This is a genomic window from Niastella vici (assembly GCF_002077945.1).
GTDB lineage: Bacteria > Bacteroidota > Bacteroidia > Chitinophagales > Chitinophagaceae > Niastella > Niastella vici.
Genome location: NZ_LVYD01000046.1, coordinates 177,506 through 198,683, shown reverse-complemented (window position 1 = coordinate 198,683; position 21,178 = coordinate 177,506). Strand labels below are relative to the sequence as shown.

The 21,178-nt window shown below is 45.9% G+C and carries 16 protein-coding genes; 5 read left to right on the top strand and 11 right to left on the bottom strand.

The window, feature by feature from the left end; translation table 11 throughout:
• Positions 1–22: 22 nt before the first annotated feature.
• Positions 23–1,159 (bottom strand): serine hydrolase domain-containing protein, encoded by a 1,137-nt coding sequence (locus A3860_RS17315; RefSeq protein ID WP_081147990.1) that lies wholly within the window; start codon positions 1,157–1,159, stop codon positions 23–25.
• Positions 1,160–1,457: 298 nt separating this feature from the next.
• Here A3860_RS17315 and lpdA point away from each other — a divergent pair, with 298 nt between their 5' ends.
• A complete protein-coding gene (gene lpdA / locus A3860_RS17310) occupies positions 1,458–2,861 on the top strand; it encodes a dihydrolipoyl dehydrogenase (RefSeq protein WP_081147989.1) in 1,404 nt (467 codons plus the stop codon).
• A 68-nt stretch (positions 2,862–2,929) separates the two neighbouring features.
• Here the strand turns inward: lpdA and A3860_RS17305 are convergent, their stop codons facing one another.
• Complete coding sequence (locus A3860_RS17305; RefSeq protein WP_081147988.1) at positions 2,930–3,196, bottom strand: DUF7710 domain-containing protein; 267 nt, start codon at positions 3,194–3,196, stop codon at positions 2,930–2,932.
• A 39-nt stretch (positions 3,197–3,235) separates the two neighbouring features.
• Positions 3,236–3,967, bottom strand: a complete 732-nt coding sequence (locus tag A3860_RS17300) for a DUF4197 domain-containing protein (protein WP_081147987.1) — start codon at positions 3,965–3,967, stop codon at positions 3,236–3,238.
• 54 nt (positions 3,968–4,021) lie between these two features.
• Here A3860_RS17300 and A3860_RS17295 point away from each other — a divergent pair, with 54 nt between their 5' ends.
• Positions 4,022–5,152, top strand: coding sequence for an NAD(P)/FAD-dependent oxidoreductase (locus A3860_RS17295; RefSeq protein ID WP_081147986.1), 1,131 nt, complete (start codon positions 4,022–4,024; stop codon positions 5,150–5,152).
• On the opposite strand, the gene A3860_RS17290 is transcribed toward A3860_RS17295, so the two are convergent.
• Positions 5,153–6,307, bottom strand: coding sequence for an MFS transporter (locus tag A3860_RS17290; protein WP_081147985.1), 1,155 nt, complete (start codon positions 6,305–6,307; stop codon positions 5,153–5,155).
• A 58-nt stretch (positions 6,308–6,365) separates the two neighbouring features.
• Between A3860_RS17290 and A3860_RS42110 the strand changes: the two genes are divergently transcribed.
• The 3 genes from A3860_RS42110 to A3860_RS17275 all read left to right on the top strand — a co-directional run bounded on the left by A3860_RS42110 (position 6,366) and on the right by A3860_RS17275 (position 9,331).
• The gene (locus tag A3860_RS42110) at positions 6,366–6,491 is read left to right on the top strand and encodes a hypothetical protein (RefSeq protein ID WP_262497312.1); all 126 of its coding nucleotides are present in this window, start codon (positions 6,366–6,368) and stop codon (positions 6,489–6,491) included.
• 197 nt (positions 6,492–6,688) lie between these two features.
• Entirely contained in the window at positions 6,689–8,530 is a 1,842-nt protein-coding gene (locus tag A3860_RS17280) for a sensor histidine kinase (RefSeq protein WP_081147983.1), read from the top strand.
• A 132-nt stretch (positions 8,531–8,662) separates the two neighbouring features.
• Positions 8,663–9,331 carry an HAD family hydrolase gene (locus tag A3860_RS17275; RefSeq protein ID WP_081147982.1) on the top strand — a complete coding sequence of 223 codons (669 nt, stop codon included), beginning with the start codon at positions 8,663–8,665 and terminating at the stop codon, positions 9,329–9,331.
• Between the two features lie 328 nt (positions 9,332–9,659).
• Here the strand turns inward: A3860_RS17275 and A3860_RS17270 are convergent, their stop codons facing one another.
• The 7 genes from A3860_RS17270 to A3860_RS17240 are packed head-to-tail and all read right to left on the bottom strand — an operon-like array spanning position 9,660 to position 20,991.
• Entirely contained in the window at positions 9,660–10,871 is a 1,212-nt protein-coding gene (locus tag A3860_RS17270) for an AGE family epimerase/isomerase (protein ID WP_081147981.1), read from the bottom strand.
• Positions 10,872–10,883: 12 nt separating this feature from the next.
• The gene (locus tag A3860_RS17265) at positions 10,884–12,062 is read right to left on the bottom strand and encodes a glycoside hydrolase family 130 protein (RefSeq protein ID WP_081147980.1); all 1,179 of its coding nucleotides are present in this window, start codon (positions 12,060–12,062) and stop codon (positions 10,884–10,886) included.
• 23 nt (positions 12,063–12,085) lie between these two features.
• Positions 12,086–13,918: a sodium:solute symporter family protein gene (locus A3860_RS17260; protein ID WP_081147979.1), complete on the bottom strand. Its 1,833-nt coding sequence runs from the start codon at positions 13,916–13,918 to the stop codon at positions 12,086–12,088.
• A 51-nt stretch (positions 13,919–13,969) separates the two neighbouring features.
• Complete coding sequence (locus tag A3860_RS17255; RefSeq protein WP_081147978.1) at positions 13,970–15,121, bottom strand: glycoside hydrolase family 26 protein; 1,152 nt, start codon at positions 15,119–15,121, stop codon at positions 13,970–13,972.
• 23 nt (positions 15,122–15,144) lie between these two features.
• Complete coding sequence (locus A3860_RS17250; RefSeq protein WP_158085283.1) at positions 15,145–16,158, bottom strand: IPT/TIG domain-containing protein; 1,014 nt, start codon at positions 16,156–16,158, stop codon at positions 15,145–15,147.
• A 43-nt stretch (positions 16,159–16,201) separates the two neighbouring features.
• Complete coding sequence (locus tag A3860_RS17245) at positions 16,202–17,788, bottom strand: RagB/SusD family nutrient uptake outer membrane protein (RefSeq protein ID WP_081148064.1); 1,587 nt, start codon at positions 17,786–17,788, stop codon at positions 16,202–16,204.
• 17 nt (positions 17,789–17,805) lie between these two features.
• The gene (locus tag A3860_RS17240) at positions 17,806–20,991 is read right to left on the bottom strand and encodes a SusC/RagA family TonB-linked outer membrane protein (protein ID WP_081147976.1); all 3,186 of its coding nucleotides are present in this window, start codon (positions 20,989–20,991) and stop codon (positions 17,806–17,808) included.
• Positions 20,992–21,178: the final 187 nt, after the last annotated feature.

The following is a 21,178-nucleotide window of genomic DNA, read 5'->3' as shown; positions in this document are numbered from 1 at the left end:
CTTCCTTCAACTACACGTACGGTTACAGTCTTAATCCCCACTGTATCAATGCATCAACTTCCGCAGGTGCATTATCTTTCCGTTCGCCGGAACGCTTTTTGCCAAGCCGTACAATGACCGTTTTTTTTGAAGGAATAACGATGACGTACTGGCCCAGAATGCCACGGGCATAAAAGATATCGGGGTGGCTGGGTGTGATCCACCATTGGTAGCCATAATATTTACAGGGCTTGCCTGTTTCATCGGGGATCATACAGGGTTTTATAGATTGCTTGTAGTAGTCAATGGGAATTACGTCATACCCCTTCCACCGGCCGCTGTCGAGCATCAGCTTGCCCAACCGGGCAAAATCCCGGGCGTTGGAGTTGAAGCAACAATAGGCTTTTTCGCTTCCGCCAATTTGGTCGGTACTCCATAAAGCCGCATGTTCGGCGCCCATTGTTTGCCACAATTTCTCCGAAGCATAGGCGCTGAGCGATTTGCCGGTGGCTTTTTCCACGATGAGCCCCAGCAGTTGGGTATCGCCCGATTTGTACACATGCAGCGTTCCGGGCGAATGAATAATGGAAACCCCGGTTGCCACCTTATATGCATTATGTCCATAATATAATTCTGTGGTAACCGAAAACGGATTGGCGTAGGACTCGTCCCAGTTGCTGCCACTGCTCATGGTAAGCAGGTCGATTATGCGCACTTTGGCCTTCTCGCCCGTCCTGAATTCGGGCAGGTAATTGCCTACCGGTTCCTCCAGCGACTGTATTTTTCCTTCTTTAACCGCCGCGCCAACAAGCAGGCCGGTAATACTTTTGGCCATCGAAAACGAGCCCGACAGGGAAGAATCGCTGTATCCATCCCAGTAGTACTCATACAGGATAGAATCATTTTTTATAGCCAGCACTGCAATGGTTTCCAGGTCTTCAAGCATTTTTTTGAGCTCAACCGGCAGTGGATTTTTGTTATAATCGATAGAAAGCGCCCAGGGTTGCGGTTCGCCCGTTACTACGGTATTATTGGAGAACTTTTGATAATCGTCGATATCGGCAAAATTATACCACACGGCTTCGAACAGGTAGGTTCGGCCCGAAATAAACGCATATGCCGAAAAGCTTACAATTATCACCACTATTATAGCTACAATGGCCCGAATAAACTTTTTCATAGCTGGGGTTGTTAATCCCGGATGGCGGGACAGGTTGAAGTTAACAAATTGAACCAACCTGCATTCACCATTTAATTGGTTATTAACTATTTTTTGAAGCCTGTGTATAAAAAAGGAATATGTAACACAATAAAAATTATTGTCATAGCCCCGGCACTGCAATAGTCCCTTTTTTTTGCTCTTTTCTCATTTTCGAGTAGCTTCGCAGGGCTTTATTAGAACCTGATATAGAAAGTCAGTAATAGAATACTGCCGGAAGGATCAGAAAAATCGTAAAATCTAAAAATCGTAAATCGAAATGGCATACGACGTAGTAGTTCTCGGAAGCGGCCCCGGCGGATATGTGGCAGCTATCCGGGCATCTCAACTGGGATTCAAAACCGCTATAATTGAAAAAGAAAGTTTGGGTGGTATTTGTTTGAACTGGGGCTGTATTCCCACCAAAGCCCTGCTGAAAAGCGCCCAGGTGTTCGAAGACATTAAGCACGCAAAAGATTATGGTATCGAAGCTACAGGTACCGCTGATTTTTCGGCAGTAATAAAACGCAGCCGCGGTGTGGCCGACAAAATGAGCAAAGGCGTTCAGTTCTTGATGAAGAAGAACAAGATCGATGTGATCATGGGCTATGGCAAACTGAAAGCCAAAGGCCAGATCGAAGTAAAAGGTACCGACGGCAAAACACAGATCGTTGAAGCAAAACATATTATTCTGGCTACCGGCGGACGCAGCCGCGAATTGCCCAGCCTGAAAATAGATGGTAAAAAGATCATTGGCTACCGCGAAGCCATGGTGTTGCCTCAGCAACCCAAAAGTATGATCGTGGTAGGTAGTGGTGCCATTGGCGTTGAGTTCGGTTATTTCTACAACGCACTCGGCACTAAAGTGACCATCGTTGAATTCATGGACCGCATCGTTCCGGTTGAAGATGAAGAAATTTCAAAAGAACTGTTGAAGAACTTCAAGAAAACCGGCATTGAGGTTATGACCAGCGCAGAAGTTACCAGCGTTGATACCAGCGGCAACGGCGTTAAAGCCAAAGTAAAAACCAAAGAAGGTGAAGTTACCCTCGAAGCTGATGTAGTATTGAGCGCTGTAGGGGTTGCTGCCAACGTTGAAGGCATCGGTCTCGAAGAGCTCGGTGTAAAAACAGAGAAAGGTAAAATAGCTGTAGACAAATATTACAAAACAAACGTACCAGGCGTTTACGCTATTGGCGATTGTGTTCCTGGTCAGGCATTGGCGCACGTAGCTTCGAAAGAAGGTATCATTTGCGTGGAAAGCATTGCTTACAGCGAAAAGAAATACAACCACCAGCCCGAAGCACTCGATTACGGCAACGTACCAGGCTGTACTTATTGCTACCCCGAGATCGCTTCAGTTGGTTTAACTGAAAAACAGGCTAAAGATGCCGGTTATGAAATTAAAGTAGGTAAATTCCCGTTAAGCGCGGCCGGTAAGGCTTCTGCTGCCGGACATAACGAAGGTTTCGTAAAAGTGATCTTCGATGCCAAATACGGCGAATGGCTTGGCACGCATATGATCGGTTACAACGTAACTGAAATGATCGCCGAAATTGTAGTTGCCCGCAAACTGGAGACTACTTACCACGAAGTACTGGATAGCATCCATCCTCACCCAACCATGAGTGAGAACATTAAAGAAGCTATCGAAGTAGCTTATGGTGAAGCAATTCACATCTAAAGAATTAGCATAGAAATAAAAAAGTCCCGACGTGTCGGGACTTTTTTTTATGGTGTAACGGCAAAGTATCATTCTTCTATACCATCCTCATAATGATAATGTTCCTGAGAGGCTGAAGAAAACCGTTGAATGAATTCCGGTTTTGTTTGTTCTTCCTTTTTAATTTTAAAGGTGCCATTCGCCAGGCTCCAGTCATAAACACCCTCATCAACCGGGTATTTTGTAAGAACGCCAGTAAGCTTATGCTTTGCGATCCAGGCATCAGCAATCTCTTTTTTACTGAATACTCCGCTGGGGAAATGGCTTTTCGCCCCATTAAAGACCCATATTTCCATCAATTCTCCTTTATTATTTTTCGCTTGTAATTTTTCATTTTAACTCCCACCCTGCGCCTGCTTGCTCCCAAATACCTTCTTCAACAGATCTGTCACCCGCGCCACGGGGTCTTTGCGGATCTTCTGCTCTTCCAGACTTACCTGGTAAAAAATACCATCGATGGCTTTACCGGTTACAAACGCCGACAGGTCGGGATTGATCTTGTTCGTAGCAAATTTATTATAGGTATTAAAAACATCTGACCAGTATTTAGTGGCATTCACCTTCGACAGCGAGCTTTCAATAACCGGTTTAAAGGCCGAGGTTAACGCCATTGTTGTTTTTGATTTCAGGTAATTGGTAGCGGCAAAATCGCCACCCTGTAAAATACCCAATGCATCCTGAATGGTCATGGTTTTGATGGCATCAACAAAAATGGGCGCAGCCGATTTGGCGGCATCCTCCGCAGCCCGGTTCACCGATAAAATGGCTTTATCAACCAAACTGCTCATACCCAGGTCACGTAAAGTTTTTTCCACCTTCTGTGCTTCGGGCGGCAACAATATTTTTATAGCGGCATTTTTAAAAAAACCATCGAGGGCAGAGAGCTGACTGGCCGAATTCTGGGCGCCCACTTCAAGCGCCTGCTTTAGTCCGGAGGCAATTTCAGCACTGGTCAACTGGCCATTGGCGCCGGTGGCGTAGGGTTCTATCGTTTTAAGGATCTGCTGCGTACTTTCGCAGCCGGTCAACAGTATTACACAGGATACTAATTGGATAATTTTTTTCATCATCAATTGTTTACTCGTTAAATTATGCAAGATTAAGGCCGTAAAATTAAAAAAATGCAAATATCTGTCTGGGAAAAAGAAAGCTTTTATGCGCCAAAAGATGTGATCATCGTGGGCAGTGGCCTCGTGGGCTTATGGTGCGCCTGGTATCTTAAAAAAAATGATCCAACGCTTTCTGTTGCCATTGTCGACAGAGGCATTATTCCCACCGGCGCCAGTACGCGCAATGCGGGGTTTGCCTGCTTTGGCAGCGTTACCGAACTGGTTGAAGATGCTACCCGCTTCGGGGAAGATAATATGTTGCAACTGGTTGAAATGCGCTATAAAGGATTGCAACGTATTCAAAAAGTGTTTAAAAGCGCTGCTATTGATTTTGATGGGTGCGGCGGCTATGAATTATTTACCGGTAATGATCGCTGGCAAAAGGAAGAACTGGACCATGAAACAGACCGGTTGAACAAACTATTACACGACATAACCGGTAAAAAGAAAACCTTTAAACAAGCCAATAAAAAGATCGGCAAATTAGGCCTGCATCATGTAACCCACTTAATTGAGAACAAGCTGGAAGGTTATTTGCATTCCGGCAAATTATGCCAGGCCCTGTTACAGGCAGTGCATTCGATGGGCGTTACCGTATTAAATGCCATTGAGATCAGTGGGTTCGAAAAAATAAATGATCACGTGGAATTATATACGAACCAGTTCATTCATTTGCGCACCAGCAAACTGCTGATATGCACCAATGCCTTTGCCCGGCAGTTGTTGCCTACGCTCGACATTGTGCCCGCACGTGGGCAGGTACTGGTAACCTCCCCTATTGAGCATTTACCACTCAAAGGCACGTTTCATTTTGATGCAGGGTATTATTATTTCCGCAACCTGGGCAACCGTGTGTTGCTGGGTGGTGCGCGTAATAAAGCTTTTGAAGAAGAAACTACTACCGAGCTTACGATCACCAACACCATTCAACAGGAGCTGGAACATTTTCTGAAAACCTATATTCTGCCCGGATATGAGTACCAGATCACCGATCGCTGGAGCGGCATCATGGGCATGGGTAATGAAAAACTCCCGATCGTGAAAGAAGTATCGCCCAATGTATTTTGTGCGGTAAGAATGAGTGGAATGGGGGTTGCGTTGGCGCCAATCATTGGGGAACAGGTAGCCATGCTGATGAAATAATTAAAACTTCGTCTTCGACGAAATGACCGTTGTCATAAAACCAAGCACAGCTATAAAAGCTAAGGAAACTCTTAAACTAGCCGCCTGCGCTATAAACCCGATCATTGGCGGCCCCGCCAGAAAACCAAGGTAACCAATAGTGGAAACTGCTGCCAGGGCAACACCCGGTGAGAACACGGTTGATTTTCCGGCCACCCCATATACCAGCGGCACTACTGATGACACCCCAATTCCAACCAGCATAAAACCCAATGTGGCAGTAACCAGGGTGGGAAATGTAATGGCGATCACCAGGCCGCTGGCAATTACCAAACCACTGCATTGCAACATGCGAAGTGTACCCAGGCGGGTTACCAGCCTGTCGCCGGCAAAACGCCCGCCCGCCATCGTGCTCATAAAAGCCGTATACCCCAACGGTATCAATCCCTTGGGCGCCAGCACCACTTTCTGAAAATATACCCCGCTCCAGTCGAACATGGCGCCTTCGCAAACCATACAGCACATGGCAATTAAACCCAGTTTTAATAAAGTAGCATCGGGTTTTGCAAACAAAGGCCTGTCGGTATCGGCATTAATATCCTGTCGCAGGGTATTGCGGTACACCAGGCATACAAACGTCAAGGCAGTACCGGTAATAATACAAAAGTGAGTGAATGGCAGTAAACGCAGGTTGATCATAAGGGTACCAATAGCAGCCCCGGTAAAACCAGCCAGGCTCCAGATGCCATGAAAGGAGGCCATGATGGAGCGGCCGTACAATACTTCCAAACTAACAGCTTGTGTATTAACAGCTATATTGTATAAATTACCCATGAGGCCATAGCAAAACAAAACAACTACCAACTGCCAGGTTTCCTGCACCAGCCCAATGCACGATAAAACAAGCGGATACAACACTGCCGATAGCAATACCATTTTTCGGCTGCCAAAATGATGCACCAGCCAGCCCGAAAATGGCAATGAGACCATGAGTCCCACCGGAAGCGCCAGTAAAACAGCCCCCAGTGCGCCATCGCTTAAATTGAGGTGCGCCTTTATATCAGGAATACGCGAAGCCCAACTGGCGAAACACAAACCGGCAATAAAAAACAATGACCCAATCGAAAACCGGGCCGCCCCCTTAGCAATCACCTGCTTCTCAATAGAAGTGTTCATGCCGCCAAAATTACTGGGAAGTAAGCGATTGCGTCGTAAAAACATTTTGAAACATATTATGAAGGATGCACAACCATTTCGCCGCAACAGCCGTAAATACTATGAAAATAGTTCGCGTACTAAAGAAAGAAGGACTGCCAATGAAATGTTTGAAGAAACAATAGATAAGATTTATAACCGTTAATGCAGTCTGATTAATATATTTCTTTAAATTTACAAAACAGGTTCCCGATACATTCGTTCAAAAAGGCTCAGTGATTTTCCAACCAGTAGTCATCATTCTCTCTGACTAGTAGCAATTAATCCCTTCCAAACCAGACTGGTGTTTTCATGTAACCCATGGAAATGGTGAGTTTATTGACGATTTAATTATTACTATTTATGCAAACCTCATCTGTTTCGCATAGTAATGCTACTATGCAGTCAGCTAATACCAGGCGTCCAGTGCCATTTGCGGCTATATTAAATGGCGTCATTGAAAATACGGAAGGCTACACCTGGATCATCGATAAAAATCTTCGTTACATAGTATGTAACATACATCTTCGAAATGTTATTCAACAGTACACAGGTAAAGAAGTGTTGCCGGGCAGCGAACTAATTGATTTTACCGCTTTGCTCGATGATACACAACAACTTCCCTGGCCGGCCATTTACGAAGCGGCCTTCAATGGTTCGGCATGCCGGTTTACCCATCAGTTGACTATTCAGCAGAAACCTGTTTTCTTCGAGATCGCGGTGAATCCCGTACGCGAAGGGAATAACATCATTGCGCTTTCCTGTTGGGCCCAGGATATTACCGAAAGAAAAAGTGCCGAAGAAGCATTGCGGCAAAGCGAATTGAAATTCAGATCGTTGATCGAGAACAGCACCGACATCATTACCATGGCGAATGCGGAGGGCAATATTTTTTATGGATCGCCCTCATCGAAAAAGATCCTTGGTTATGAAGAACCTGACTATATAGGCCGCCACGTGTGTTCGTTCATTCACCCCGATAGTTTACCGGCCGTGGGCGAACTGCTGCAGAACCTGATGCAACACCCTGATGAATTGTTTACGATCGATCTTAAAATATTCGATAAAGCCCATAACGAACGATGGGTGCAGGGCCTTGCATCGAACATGTTAGAAGTACCGGGCATGAATGCACTGGTGGGAAACTTCCGCGACATCACCGAACGGAAAAGAGCCGAAGAAAAAACAAGGGAGTCTGAATACTTATACAAAAATCTGTTTTATAAAAGTCCGCTCCCTATTTGCGTATGCGCTGCCGATGACTTACAGTTTGTTGAAGTGAACGAAGCCGCAGTTCAACTGTATGGCTATAGCCGCAAGGAGTTTATGCAAATGACGGCCTTTGAAATAATGTCATCCGAAGAAAAGCAGGAGCTGCTACAATCCTTTGCCAGTATAGCTCATATCAACCGCCAACCTGTATTGCGCAAGCATATTAAAAAGAATAAGGAAGCCATTTTTGTAGAAGTTCGTTCACATGCTATCAATTATAAAGGCAGCAATGCCTGGCTGGTAGTGGTCAATGACATCACAGAAAAGATCAACCTGCAAAATCAACTGGTCGAAGAAAAGATCAAGCAGCAGCAGGAGATCGCCAAAGCTGTGATTGATGCACAGGAAAAAGAACGCGAAACCCTGGGCCGCGAGTTGCACGATAACATCACCCAGGTGCTCACCACTGCCCGGTTATACCTGAACGTGGCCAAAGATTCACCGGCAATGACTGAAAGTATGATCAAAAAAAGTGGTGAAACCATCAGCAGCGCCGTAGAAGAGATCAGGCGTTTGTCAAAAGCAATGACCGAAATGTTCCATAAGGAAGTGGGGCTGGAATTATCATTGAACGACCTTATTGAAAACATCAGGCTGGTGCAGCAATTCACCATTTCCCTGCACTTTTCGGTGCCCGATGAACAACAGCTTGATGATAAACTGAAAATGACTATATTCAGGATCGTACAGGAACAATTGAACAATACCATAAAATATGCAGCAGCATCGGAAGTTCAGATCGCTATCATTCAAAAAGGCCGCTTGCTGCAGGTAACCATTGCTGACGATGGCAAAGGTTTTGATACCACCCTGAAACGAAAAGGGATCGGTATTACCAATATTATCAGCAGAACAGAATTGTTCAATGGCCGTGTTAAAATAGAATCATCTCCCGGTCGCGGCTGCCGCATGCAGGTGCGCTTTACTATTTGAGGATCAGCGAAGCATGCGCTCCCACTTGTGAGCGGAACCGAAGGATAAATATTTGTGTTTGTGTTTTACACTGCAAAACGAGGCTGATGCCTTACTTTTGCGGTGTTTTTTATTAAATGCACGGGGAATTTTATGGATAAGGCTTTTTTATTCGATCTGAACGGAACCATGATCGACGATATGCAATTTCATTTAAAGGCATGGTATCATATTTTAAACGATGATCTGGACGCTAATTTAAGCTGGGACGAAACCAAACACCACATGTATGGCAAGAACCAGGAGTTATTGATCCGCGTGTTTGGCAAAGACCGGTTCACCCAGGAAGAAATGGACCAGCTTTCGATAGAAAAAGAAAAACGCTATCAACAGGAGTACAAACCGCACCTGCAACTGATACCTGGCCTACACCAGTTCCTGGAGAAAGCACATGCCCTGAACATTCCCATGGCCATAGGCTCTGCCGCCATTATGTTCAACATTGATTTTGTGCTCGACAACCTGAATATCAGGCATTATTTCAAGGCCATTGTGAGCGCCGATGATGTACAAACCAGCAAACCACATCCCGAAACTTATCTTAAGGCAGCCAAACTGGTAGGTATTGACCCCGCCAATTGCCTGGTGTTTGAAGATGCACCCAAAGGGGTAGAAGCGGCACTGAATGCAGGCATGCCTTCGGTAGTGCTTACCACCATGCATGAAAAAGAGGAATTTGCCTCCTACAATAATATAATTCAATACATAACAGATTACACCCAATTGTCACCAGCCGGGTTGCTGAAATCGATGGCCGTGTAGTGAATAAACTTTTCTTCAGGATAATTTAAGTATTAACATGTATTAAACATTTGAAAGAAGGCAGTGCTTCTTTATAAGCGGTGTTAAATGTATCTTTGACATTAAATTTATCCAGTCTGTATCAGCCTTTGGCTTACACTATACAACAACTTATTTAATGCTTTTTATGCTTTGAGGGCATAAATAAAAACGGAGAGGGGGTTCCCCCTCTTTCCTATTTATATCAATAAATTGTTACGAAGATCATAACCGGTACCAGGTCGAAAAAGTTGGAGAAGTTGGTTATTATGGACCATCCGGAAGTATCTTTGAAACTTCCATTCAAAACTCAGGCAGATCTGCCTGAAAGTTGCCTGGTTCCAATTCTGCGAATAATTTCCATACAGGCGCGGCCATTATGATAGGGGCATTTCCATAAGCCGGCTTTATCCTGACCGGGCATAACAACATGATCTTCGGTAATGCCCCAAAACCATTCTCCATTCTTATTATCGCGGATGTATTGTTTAATGAATGCCCAGTTATTGAAAGCATATTGCAGAAATTCATGACGGTCACTCAGTTGCCAGGCATTATAGAACCCTACCAGCGCTTCGGCCTGTGGCCACCAATGTTTTTCCTTTATCAACCGGTTATGTGCGGCTTCATATTCATACCATAAACCGCCATCTGTATCCAGTCCAATGACCACGGCTTCAGCCATTTTAACTGCCAGCTCCTTCATTCTGCCGATCCATACTTCATCGCCAATTACTTCAGCTGCTTCGAGCAGCAGCCAGCTGGCTTCTATATCGTGACCATAAGAAATGGTGTCGCCCTTTACCTGCCAGTTCTCCTCAAAGAATAAGTGCAGGTGACCGGTAGTTTGATCAATGATGTGCTTATCAAAATGCTGAAGCAACCCGGCAATATGTTGCTTTAACTGCGCATCGGGCCACAGGCGGTATAAACAGGTATAGGCTTCCAGAATATGCAGATGCGTATTCATGGTCTTCTTTTCATTCGCATCTTTATTGCTCAATCGCAAGTCGTCGAGCGGTTGCCAGTCGCGCGCAAAGGCTTCGAAGTAACCGCCCTGTATGGGATCATAACTTTTTTCCTGTATCACCCTGTACAATTCAATGGCGAGCTGTTTTGCCGGCTCGCTGTGCAGGGCTATATAATATTCGCTGCAGGCATACAATACAAATGCCAGCGCATAGATCTGCTTTTTGGAATCATGTATTTCGCCTTTGCTGGTCACGCTCCAGTAAACCCCGCCATATTCCTTATCTACAAAATGATCGCGAATGTAGGCAAAGGCGCGGTTGGCCATGGCTGCATACCGCCAGTCATTGGTTAAATTAGCGGCAGCAGAAAAAGTCCAAAGGATGCGGGCATTCAGCACAGCTCCCTTGGGCGCATCGGCATAACAAATATTGTCATTATCGATGCGCCCGCAAAAACCGCCCTGCTGTTCATCTTTGGTATGCTGTATCCAGTATTCCAGTATGGCAGCAAGCTCCTGTTGTAATTCATTCTTGAAAAGGGAAAGGTCCATGCTACAAATATCCTACTGTTGCACCATTTTATTATTATCGATCATTTTATACAGGGTTTGAACCGAAGTAGCAGAGGTATATCCATCGGCCGGGGTATGCATTACATAATCAACCAGCCGGTCGAGGGTCGATTCGGCCACATGCATGCGCGTATCGGAGGAGGCGTAATAGATGAGCACACGGCCATCGTTATCAACGATCCAGCCATTGCCAAACACTACATTCGATACATCCCCTACCCTTTCTTCGCCTTCGGGGGCTATAAAATAACCTGCCGGTTTATAGATCATTTTGGTGAGGTCGTTCAAATCGGTCATAAACATATACAACACATAACGCAACCCTGCAGCGGTATTACGCACACCGTGCGCCAGGTGCAGCCAGCCTTCACTTGTTTTAACCGGTTGCGGGCCCAGTCCGTTCTTTAATTCTGAAATGGTATGGTATACTCTTTTATCGAGCACCACTTCTTTATGAATGACTGCATTTTCAATGGAACGGCTTAATCCAAACCCGATACCGCCGCCGGTTCCAGCCTCAATAAAGCCATCTTGCGGACGGGTATAAAAAGCGTATTGTCCGTCAACAAATTCGGGATGCAGCACTACATTGCGTTGCTGGGGCGATGGGGTTTTCAGATCGGCCAGGCGTTCCCATTTTTTAAGATCTTTTGTACGGGCAATACCACATTGGGCAATAGCCGAAGACTGATCGCCGGGCGCAGCATTGGGATCGCGGCGTTCGGTGCAGAACAAGCCGTAGATCCAGCCGTCTTCATGCTGTACCACGCGCATATCGTAAATATTGGTGTCGGCCACTTCTGTTTCGGGCATCAGCACCGGGTAATCCCAGAAGCGGAAACCATCAATTCCATTGTCGCTTTCGGCAACGGCAAAAAATGATTTGCGGTCGCTGCCTTCAACCCGCGCTATCAAATAATATTTTCCATTCAGTTTAATAGCTCCGGCATTGAGCACGGAGTTAATGCCGATGCGCTCCATTAAATAGGGATTGGTAGCTGCATTGAGATCATAACGCCAGAAAAGGGGCGTATGCCGGGCCGTAAGCACCGGGTTTTTGTACCGGCAATAAATGCCGTTCTCTTCTTCCACTTTTTCATTGGTGCGGTTAATTAATTTCTCGTACGATTTTTTCAGCATTTCCAGCCGCGTCAAAAAATTCTTATCCATTTCATTTCATTTTTAAAGTCTGATTAGTTTTCCAGTTTTTCCCACCAGGTCTTTTTAAGCACCAGGGCTATAACAACCAGTATGGCAACGGTGATCAGCAATGGCAGCTTCAGCCATAACACCACATACATGGGCAAAATGGTTAAACAACACTGCCCTATAATTCCCAATACCACATTGAACATATCTGTTTTGAATCGGGTATTGGGTTCAAAGGCAGGGTCTTCAGCCATTACTTTTACCTGTATGGGGTTCCAGAAGCCCCACGGCTTTACGGTTTTGTAAAATTGTTTCAATACGCTTTCTTCGGTAGGCGGGGTACTAAAGGTTCCAATAAAACAACCGGCCAGCGAAATAAGGAATAACAGCGGCCAGCTATATAAAGGCAGGGTGTTCTTAAAAATATAGGGGAATACCAGCGCAGCGGCAATACCACTGGCCATGCCCCAGAAAAATCCACTGGCATTAAAACGCCACCAATACCATTTCAACATATTGGCGGCAATGTATCCGCCATATAAGGCGCCTACTATCCATTGCAATACGCTGTTCACATCCTTTGCAAAAAAACCAAGCGTTACGCCAATTGCGACAACAACGATACCCACCAGGTAATTCGCCCGCATCACTTTTTTGGTGCCTGCCTGCGGATTGACATACTTCAGATAGATATCGTTAACTATGTATGCCTGCGCCGCATTCAATGTACCGGAGAAGGTGCCCATAAATGCACCCAGTAATCCTGTAAGCACCAGCCCCAGAATGCCGACCGGTAAAAAATTATTGATGGCGCCGGGTAGTATCTTTTCAAAATCGGTTCCACCCGCCGAATGCAGATCGAGCTGATTATAATACAACAATGCCAGCACGGTAAGGCCAATGATCATGGAATAACGGATGGGTAATAAGATGATGGATACAAACCCCGACATCTTACTGGCTTCTTTCGGTGAACGGGTACTCAATACTTTTTGCATGTCGTAGTTGGGCGCAGGGCCGGCCAAACTGGCAAATATGCCTTTGAACAGCATCATCATAAAGAAGAACCCAAACAACCCAAACCCGTCTTCCGCTATTTTTTTATTGGCATCGGGCACATGCCTGCGCCAGTCTAAATTGAGATGCCAGTTGAAAAACGGATTACTCCATCCTTCGGGTACCGACAGTACGGCACCGGTGCTGTGCAACCGCACCATGGCTATCACAGCTATGGAAATACAGGCAATGGTCATGATCACATACTTGATCACATCGCCCAGTACAATGCTGTGCATGCCCCCCAATATGGAATAGAACATCGCAAAAAGGGTGAACACGATCCCGTACAGGTGCGGCACATATTCAGGCGATACGGCAAACGGCACATAATCCTTCACCATATGCCAGGGAACAAAAATTTCAATGAACTTGCCGAGGCCAACAAAGCCATAAGCTAAAAAACCAAAACAGCTCAGCAGGGCAAAGGCCACTACCACATTGTGCGAGCTTTTTACCCAGGTACCGTTTGATCCGAAACGGGTCACCAGCCATTCGGCGCCGGTACTGGCATTTGACCGGCGTACCCATTTCGAAATGAACATCATCATAAATACCTGGTTAAATACAGGCCATAACCAGGGTATCCAGATGGATTTCATACCATATACAAAACAGAGGGCTACCATCCACATGGTTCCGCTGATATCGAACATATCACTGGCATCGCTTAACCCGAGCATATACCAGGGCAGCGATTTACCACCCAGCAGGTAGCTTTCTTTATTCTTGCGGGCTCTTTTTCGTAACCCCCACCCTATTACTACCATGGTAACCAGGTACAGGAAAACAATGGATGCGTCTAATAATGTGATCTTCATTCTGCTAATTTCGTGAATCGGTTTCCTACTTCCTAGTGCTTACCGTTTACTTCATTCATACAATTTCTCATTTGCTACATCCTTTTCAAAAAGTGTATTATCCAACTGATAGAACTTTACAAAATCCGCTTCTGACCCATGGCCTTTATAGGGTGCGTAATAGTGCATTCTTTTCATCCACTGGTTATAACCGTGGTTGCGCCATACAAGTACGTACGAGATCTTATGCTGTCCTATTGCTTTTGCCAGGGTCTCCGTCCACCAGCTGGCAAAAGGAATTTGCTCGTATCCGGTTTCGGCAATGGCCATCAATTTGTTTTTATCAGTGGCTATTGCAGTCAGCATGTCGAGCTGCATACTGGTGTTCTTTACAAACCAGTCGCTTTTTACCGGGTCGTCATACTGGTACGAATCAAAGCTGATCATATCAACCATATCGTCGCCGGGATAGCGTTCGAGGAATTCTCCTTTTGTTTTAAAATCGCTTGCCGTATTATAGACGTACAATAAATTATGCACTTTCTTTTCGTTCTGCAGATAATACTGGGTGAACCGCCAAAGTACTTTAAACTGTTCGGCACTGCAGGCATTACGGCCCCACCAGAACCAGTTGCCCGTTAATTCGTGAAAGGGCCTGAACAATACGGGAATGGCCTCACCCTGGCTGTTCTTTAACGACAGAAAGAATTTCGCCAGCTCATCGAGCCAGGCCTTGTACATCAAATGGTTTTCGCCTCCTGGTAAAATGGAAGCTACCGACCCATGTGTAGTATCCCAGGCCCCTTTGGCCGCGCCAAACGGACTGCGGGCATGCCAGCTGATGGTGATCACGCCGCCGCGTTCATATCCTTCCCTGATGAACTGCCGCATTTTCTTAAAGGGCACGCCATCAATATTCTTGTCTTCGTTGGCTTCCAGTCCGCCTAACTCCCAGCCATACACGGCGGGGTAATTGCCGGCCACTTCTTTTACATCGCTTCTGCCATTCTCATAGCGCCAGTTTACGCCGTAGGCCAGATCGTCCTGGTGACCGAACATATACCCTTTGCCGGCCAGTTTCTTTAAATTGTTACACAGGTGAACTGTTTCAGCAGTGGCCAATTTATCGGCCGGCACCTGGTTGGCTGCGGGCTGCGCCGGGGAGCAGTTAGCCCCCAACAACGCAGCCAGCAGTAAAGAAGCATATCTGGTTTTTATATTCATTTACTGTTATAACCGTTTAAGCATTACTTAACCAACAAAATATCATCGAAATACAGGGTCTTGGGCGATTCATTGATCTGCATTACAAAAGTGTTCAATGCGGATACGCCATTGTTCTTGAATATGCCCAGATCAATTTTATAATAGGTCCATACGTTCGCTGGAATTGTAAGAGTTTGGTCGTTTGTCCAGTTGAAATTGAATTTCATTTTCTTGTCAACATCTGCGCCCTTGATATAGAAAGTAACATATTTATAAGGTGTGAGGTCAATGGCAGTACCCCAATGCAATTGCATACCACCCCAATCGCCATTATAGGCAGCCTGTAAAGAGGAAGTGCCGGCAATAATGTTACTGGAAGAAGTTGAATTGGTGAGGCTCCACGACCAGTCGTCCATACCTGTGGGGAATGCATCAGTAAAAATGCCATAGGCATTGGTTATATAGGTAAATACCTGCGTAGTGGTCATGGTGCCCGAACTGTTTGTAATGACCAGTTTACAGGTATTCGCAGTTGTTGAAGGCATTTTCAGCACCAGCTTCTTTTTCTCTTTTGATACAATGGTGGCTACATCGGTTGTACCATCGAGCATCACTTTGCTTACGCTTTCCAGGTTAATACCAGTGAGCGTAATGGTTGATCCCGCCTGAAAATCGAGCGGAAATGCATTGGTGATATTGGCAACGGCAATTACATTAAAGGGAACCAGCCATTGTTTTCCTTTGCTGTTCTTGAAAATAATATTCTGCTGTCCGCCGCTGGCCGTATCGGGTACGCGGAAGATGACTGCGTTTTCTGTATTTAGTGTGGGGTTAAACAAACAACGCACACTGTCAGTTTCAAACACAATGGAGGTAACGCCGGCCAGGTCGCTACCTGTAAGGGTTAATACATCGCCGCCTGACCCCTTTTCGGGACTGAGCTTGTTGGCGGAGGGATTATCCATTCCGGTATCTTTTTTACAGGCGCTGAATACCAGTACACCGGCAAAAAGAACAATCGCTAATTTATAGGTTGTATTTTTAAAATAGTTCATTGTTATCGCTTTTAAGATTTCACGGCTTGGGTTACCTGTATTTTTAATAGTATGCAACAGCCGGTTCCAGCAGTTTGGGGTCCGATACGGTCTCTGACTGCGGAATGGGCAGGAAGAGCTGGCTTTCTGAATTGAGATTGGCAGCCGCATGGTTAACAGTGCCATCGCCATTCAATGTGCCTCGTTCCTGTGCATTGATAACTGATTTTGCATAGGCAAATCCCTGGCGCTGGATATCGAACCAGGAGTCGCCTTCAAAAGCAAACTCAACCCGGCGTTCATGCAGAATGATGGCTTTGGTTAACGAAGTAACCGGCACATCACTAAAATTATGATTGCGGTTATGCACTTTATTGAACGCCGTGAGCGCCGATGCATCGGCCGTTGAAGCACTATTGCCCAGTACCGCTTCGGCATAGATCAACAACACATCTGCATAGCGCAGGATGTAGGTACAAATATCACTTGATCCGTTGCTGCTGAGCGCTTCGCCATTGGAGCCGGTTCCAACCACATACTTTAATGAATTTGACCGGGTACCATTACGGAAATGCGTGGCATCTTCATACGCAGTACCGGTGGTATCGTATACAAAACCACTGGGAAAATTGATGTTCGTCCAGTCGGTTCTTTTAAACCCATGTTCCATAACCGACCATTGGCGGCGTTGGTCATTGGCATCATAGGCCTTTAACATATCCAGTGTGGGGTATACAGAGGAATAGCCTGTTCCCACCACCGGTTTTAATAAGGTAGAAGGCGCTGCATACACCTGTATGGGATTGGCATAACTGTAACCGCCTGCTGCGATCCATTGCAGGGCAAACAGGGATTCTACGTTGTTGTTGGCTTTTGAACTGGTGAACATTTGCGCATAATCGGGATACAGATCGTAATTACCGGAACTTATAACACGTTGCGCATATATTTTGGCGCTGTCATAATCCTTGCGATAGAGGTATAATTTCGCCATCATACCTGCTGCCGAGTATTTGCATACGCGGCCTTTTTCAGCAGGCACAGCCGGTAAATTCTGTTCGGCAAACCTGAAATCTTCGAGGGCAAATTGCAGTACATCTTTCTGAAAGTAACGCGGCACACTATAATTGCCTGAACCGGCCAGCGCCACCGGATCGGTCACAATGGGCACATCGCCGAACGTGCGGGCAATGGTAAAATAGGCGGCCCCCCGCATAAAACGCGCTTCAGCAATACCCTGGTTTAAATAATTTGTTTCTGTAGCTTTCCCTTTCTTTTGCTCGAATGTATTAATGAGCACAGTGGCGGTACCGGCTACTTTGTACAACGATTGCCAGCAGCTCGACACCAGCGGGTCGGTGCTTAATACGGTGAACAGGTTATAACTGCCGCTGCCATAGTTGGGCCCGGTTTCGGTAAGCATGTTACCGGCCAGCGTTTCGCCAATGGCATGAAACGCTTTATCCTGGTAATCGTACCAAACGGAATTGTACAAATAACCGGTAGCTTTTAATACCTGATCGGCTGTATTGTAATAGGTATCGAGTGTGGGATTATTTTCAGACGGATGATCGAGAAAGCTTTTATTGCAGGAAGCCAACGTTGCCACCCCGATGATCCCATACGCTATATATTTATTAATTGTTTTCATTACTCTTTTTTTTTGCATTAAAATTCAATATTGGCGCCTACTGTAATGGTGCGTGGATTGGGATAGTGCCCGTTGTCGACATTCTGCGACAACACGTTCTTGTTAAATGATCCAATTTCCGGATCGTAGCCTGAATAATTCGTGAACGTTTTTATATTCTGTGCCGACAAATACAGGCGGGCATTCGACATTTTGGCCTTGTTGATCCATTTAGCCGGGAAATTGTAACCAATTGAAATGTTCTGAATGCGCAGGTAAGAACCATCTTCTATATACCGGTCTGAATTACGGGTATTGTTATTATTCCACTGGTTATAGCGGGGAATGGAAGCTCCGGTATTTGATGACGTATAGCGCTCCATTACTTTGGTGCTTTGATTTAAATACACACTCGATAACGACTCGGTATACTTGCGCGTCCAGTTAAAGATCTTGCTGCCCTGAACGCCCTGCAAAAAGAAGGAGAAATCGAATCCTTTATAGGTGAAAGAGTTGGTAATACCATACGTGAATTTGGGGTTGGGATCGCCGATGAAGGTCACATCTTCACTGCCGATCTTACCATCTGGTTTACCATCGGGACCACTCAGGTCTTTATAACGGATATCACCCAGGTAAATACCTTGCGGGCCAACAGCCAGGCCCCAGTTGGTTCCATTGTTCAACTCACTCATATTACGGAAAAGGCCATCCGTTACATACCCATAAAAAGTACCTACTGCACGGCCGGCCTGTGTAATATTCACTACAGAAGCGCTACCCGTAAAATCCTGTTCAGCGCCGCGTAATAAGGCCCCGGGCGCATTCAGCTTCACCAGCTCGTTACGGTAACGGCTGAAGATGATGTTGGTTTTCCAGGTAAAGTCGCTGCGTTGAATATTATAAGTTGTGAGGTTGATATCAATACCGGTATTGGTCATTTCACCGGCATTGGTTACGGGCGGTTCAATTTCTTTATAGGCTGCATTGGGTGGGTTGGGGTCTAAACCTACAAACACGGGCAGTGTTGTAGACAGGATCATATTGGTAGTGGTCTTTTTATAAAGATCAACTGATAATTCAATGCGTTTTTTGATGAATGAAAGGTCAACACCTGCGTTATATGTTTTCACCGCTTCCCAGCTCAGGTTCGGGTTGCCCACATTAGCGGGCACACCGCCAGCGCCAAAGGGCGCTACACTAAATAACCTGATGTTGGTTGAATAGGCGTTTTGTACAGGCGAGTTCTGATTACCTGCCGAACCGGCGCCCACGCGGAATTTCAGGTAGTCAACGATCTTCCAGTTCTGGGCAAATTTTTCGTTGGTAACCGTCCAACCGGCAGAAACAGCCGAGAAGTTACCCCACCGGCTATTGGGACCAAAACTCGAAGAGCCATCTCTTCTTATTGAACCGCTGAGTGAGTACCGGTTATCGTATGTATAGGTAGCACGGGCAAAGTAAGATTCCATGCTCCAGTCGCCCTTTTGACCACCGGTTTGCGATACATCAACCGTACCCGCATTGGACGACTGCAGGTTCAGGGTAAGATTGGTCACAGAAACAAACTTATTATCCCAATGTGATGCCTGGGCTTCATGACCTACCACGGCGTTTATGGCATGTTTGCCGAACGATTGGTTATAGGTGAGGTAATTCCTGAGCGCCCAGTAAAAGCTGGTATTCCTGTCTTCGCGCAGGCGGCTTGGCGCCAGCACTACCTGGTTCGTTGCTTCGTTTACGTAATAGGGTTGAAAAGCAGAATTTTCCGTCAACTGAAAATCATAGTTCACTTCATTTCTTAAACTGAGGTACTTCGTGAACTGAACATCGGTATATATATTACCAAAGGCTTTTGATTGTATAGCTTTTACATTGCGTAACAGAGCTGTAGCAATGGGGTTTGAATTGCTATTGCCAAAAGTGGTGCTCCCCAGACTGGTGGTAGTGATGTATTGTCCGTTAGGCCCTTTTACCGGGGTGGCCGGACTATTATACAACACGATGGCGGTAGGCGTTTCTACCCCATCGGCCAGGGTTACCCGTTGGTTGCTTCTGGAGAGGTTGGTGCTGATACCGGCCTTTAGCCAGCTTTTCACCTGCTGATCGAGGCTGAAACGGCCGGCATACCGGTTGAACTTGGAACCAAGGAGAATACCGGTTTGGTCAAAATAGTTCAGGGAAAAATAATAAACTGTTTTTCCCTGTCCGCCCGAAAATGCCAGCTGGTGGTTGTCGATCTTTCCGGTTTGGTAAATTTCGTTCTGCCAGTCGGTACCCTTACCCAAAACGGAGGGGTCTTTCAATTCACCGATCGTATCCAAACCTCCACCGGCGGCTCTTACTTCGGGCACTATGGAGTTATAATATTCTGCATACTGGCGTAGGTTCATGACCGGCAGTTTTTTAGTTATGTTTTGCCAGCCATGGTATACATCGTAGGAAAACTTGCCTTCGCCGCTGCGGCCGCGTTTGGTGGTGATGAGCACCACGCCATTGGCGCCCAGCGAACCATAAATGGCCTGAGCCGAGGCATCCTTCAGGATGTCGATACTGGCAATGTCGGCCGGGTTCAATGTGGCCATTACGCTTTGCTGGGTTTGACCGGCTTTACCGCCCAACTGGTCCTGCGAGGTACTGGTTGTATTGGTAAGAATGGGTACTCCATCTATTACATATAAGGGTTCGTTGCCATTCACACTGGTAATACCGCGCACGCGGATGGAAACCCCGCCACCCGGCTGGCCACTGTTATTGGTGATGCTTACGCCGGCTACTTTTCCCTGTAAAGCCTGGTCAATACCGGCCACCGGCAGGTCTTTCAGGTCTTTTGCCTTTATAGAGGAAACGGCCGATGATACATCGCTGCGGCGGGCGGTACCATACCCGATCACCACTACTTCATTGAGTTTGCTATCGGTTACGTTCAGGGTAACCAGCACCGATTGTTTTCCTTCAATGGAAACGGTTACAGGTTTCATGCCCACATAGGATACTTCCAGCGTGGTAGCCCCATCGGGAACTGCCAGTTTGAAAGAACCGTTGGCATCGGAAGTGGCCGAAGCTTTTCCGCCTTTTACTTTGATAGTAGCCTTTTCAAGGGGGATCCCATTTTGGTCAGAGATAATGCCCGAGATGGTTTTGGTTTGGGCTAATGCAGGAACCGTTAGCGCCAGTACCCATAGAAAGACCATGAGTACCCGGCAGAGTACTTTTTTTCTCATACAGCAATACAATTTACACCAAATGTATGCCTCAATTATGATTGCTATATAATACTATATTGACATTTATTTATATTATTTCCCATTCTATATACTCAAAAAACTAATAAACCTTCGCTAAATCGTTGATAGTACTGCATTTCATAGGTTAAAGTAATAAAAACCAGTTATGGTACTAATTATACCA

Excerpts from the sequence above, each read along its gene's own strand:
- A3860_RS17315 (WP_081147990.1), bottom strand. The coding sequence starts at position 1,159 with ATGAAAAAGTTTATTCGGGCCATTGTAGCTATAATAGTGGTGATAATT.
- lpdA (WP_081147989.1), top strand. The coding sequence starts at position 1,458 with ATGGCATACGACGTAGTAGTTCTCGGAAGCGGCCCCGGCGGATATGTG.
- A3860_RS17305 (WP_081147988.1), bottom strand. The coding sequence starts at position 3,196 with ATGGAAATATGGGTCTTTAATGGGGCGAAAAGCCATTTCCCCAGCGGA.
- A3860_RS17300 (WP_081147987.1), bottom strand. The coding sequence starts at position 3,967 with ATGAAAAAAATTATCCAATTAGTATCCTGTGTAATACTGTTGACCGGC.
- A3860_RS17295 (WP_081147986.1), top strand. The coding sequence starts at position 4,022 with ATGCAAATATCTGTCTGGGAAAAAGAAAGCTTTTATGCGCCAAAAGAT.
- A3860_RS17290 (WP_081147985.1), bottom strand. The coding sequence starts at position 6,307 with ATGAACACTTCTATTGAGAAGCAGGTGATTGCTAAGGGGGCGGCCCGG.
- A3860_RS42110 (WP_262497312.1), top strand. The coding sequence starts at position 6,366 with ATGAAGGATGCACAACCATTTCGCCGCAACAGCCGTAAATACTATGAA.
- A3860_RS17280 (WP_081147983.1), top strand. The coding sequence starts at position 6,689 with ATGCAAACCTCATCTGTTTCGCATAGTAATGCTACTATGCAGTCAGCT.
- A3860_RS17275 (WP_081147982.1), top strand. The coding sequence starts at position 8,663 with ATGGATAAGGCTTTTTTATTCGATCTGAACGGAACCATGATCGACGAT.
- A3860_RS17270 (WP_081147981.1), bottom strand. The coding sequence starts at position 10,871 with ATGGACCTTTCCCTTTTCAAGAATGAATTACAACAGGAGCTTGCTGCC.
- A3860_RS17265 (WP_081147980.1), bottom strand. The coding sequence starts at position 12,062 with ATGGATAAGAATTTTTTGACGCGGCTGGAAATGCTGAAAAAATCGTAC.
- A3860_RS17260 (WP_081147979.1), bottom strand. The coding sequence starts at position 13,918 with ATGAAGATCACATTATTAGACGCATCCATTGTTTTCCTGTACCTGGTT.
- A3860_RS17255 (WP_081147978.1), bottom strand. The coding sequence starts at position 15,121 with ATGAATATAAAAACCAGATATGCTTCTTTACTGCTGGCTGCGTTGTTG.
- A3860_RS17250 (WP_158085283.1), bottom strand. The coding sequence starts at position 16,158 with ATGAACTATTTTAAAAATACAACCTATAAATTAGCGATTGTTCTTTTT.
- A3860_RS17245 (WP_081148064.1), bottom strand. The coding sequence starts at position 17,788 with ATGAAAACAATTAATAAATATATAGCGTATGGGATCATCGGGGTGGCA.
- A3860_RS17240 (WP_081147976.1), bottom strand. The coding sequence starts at position 20,991 with ATGAGAAAAAAAGTACTCTGCCGGGTACTCATGGTCTTTCTATGGGTA.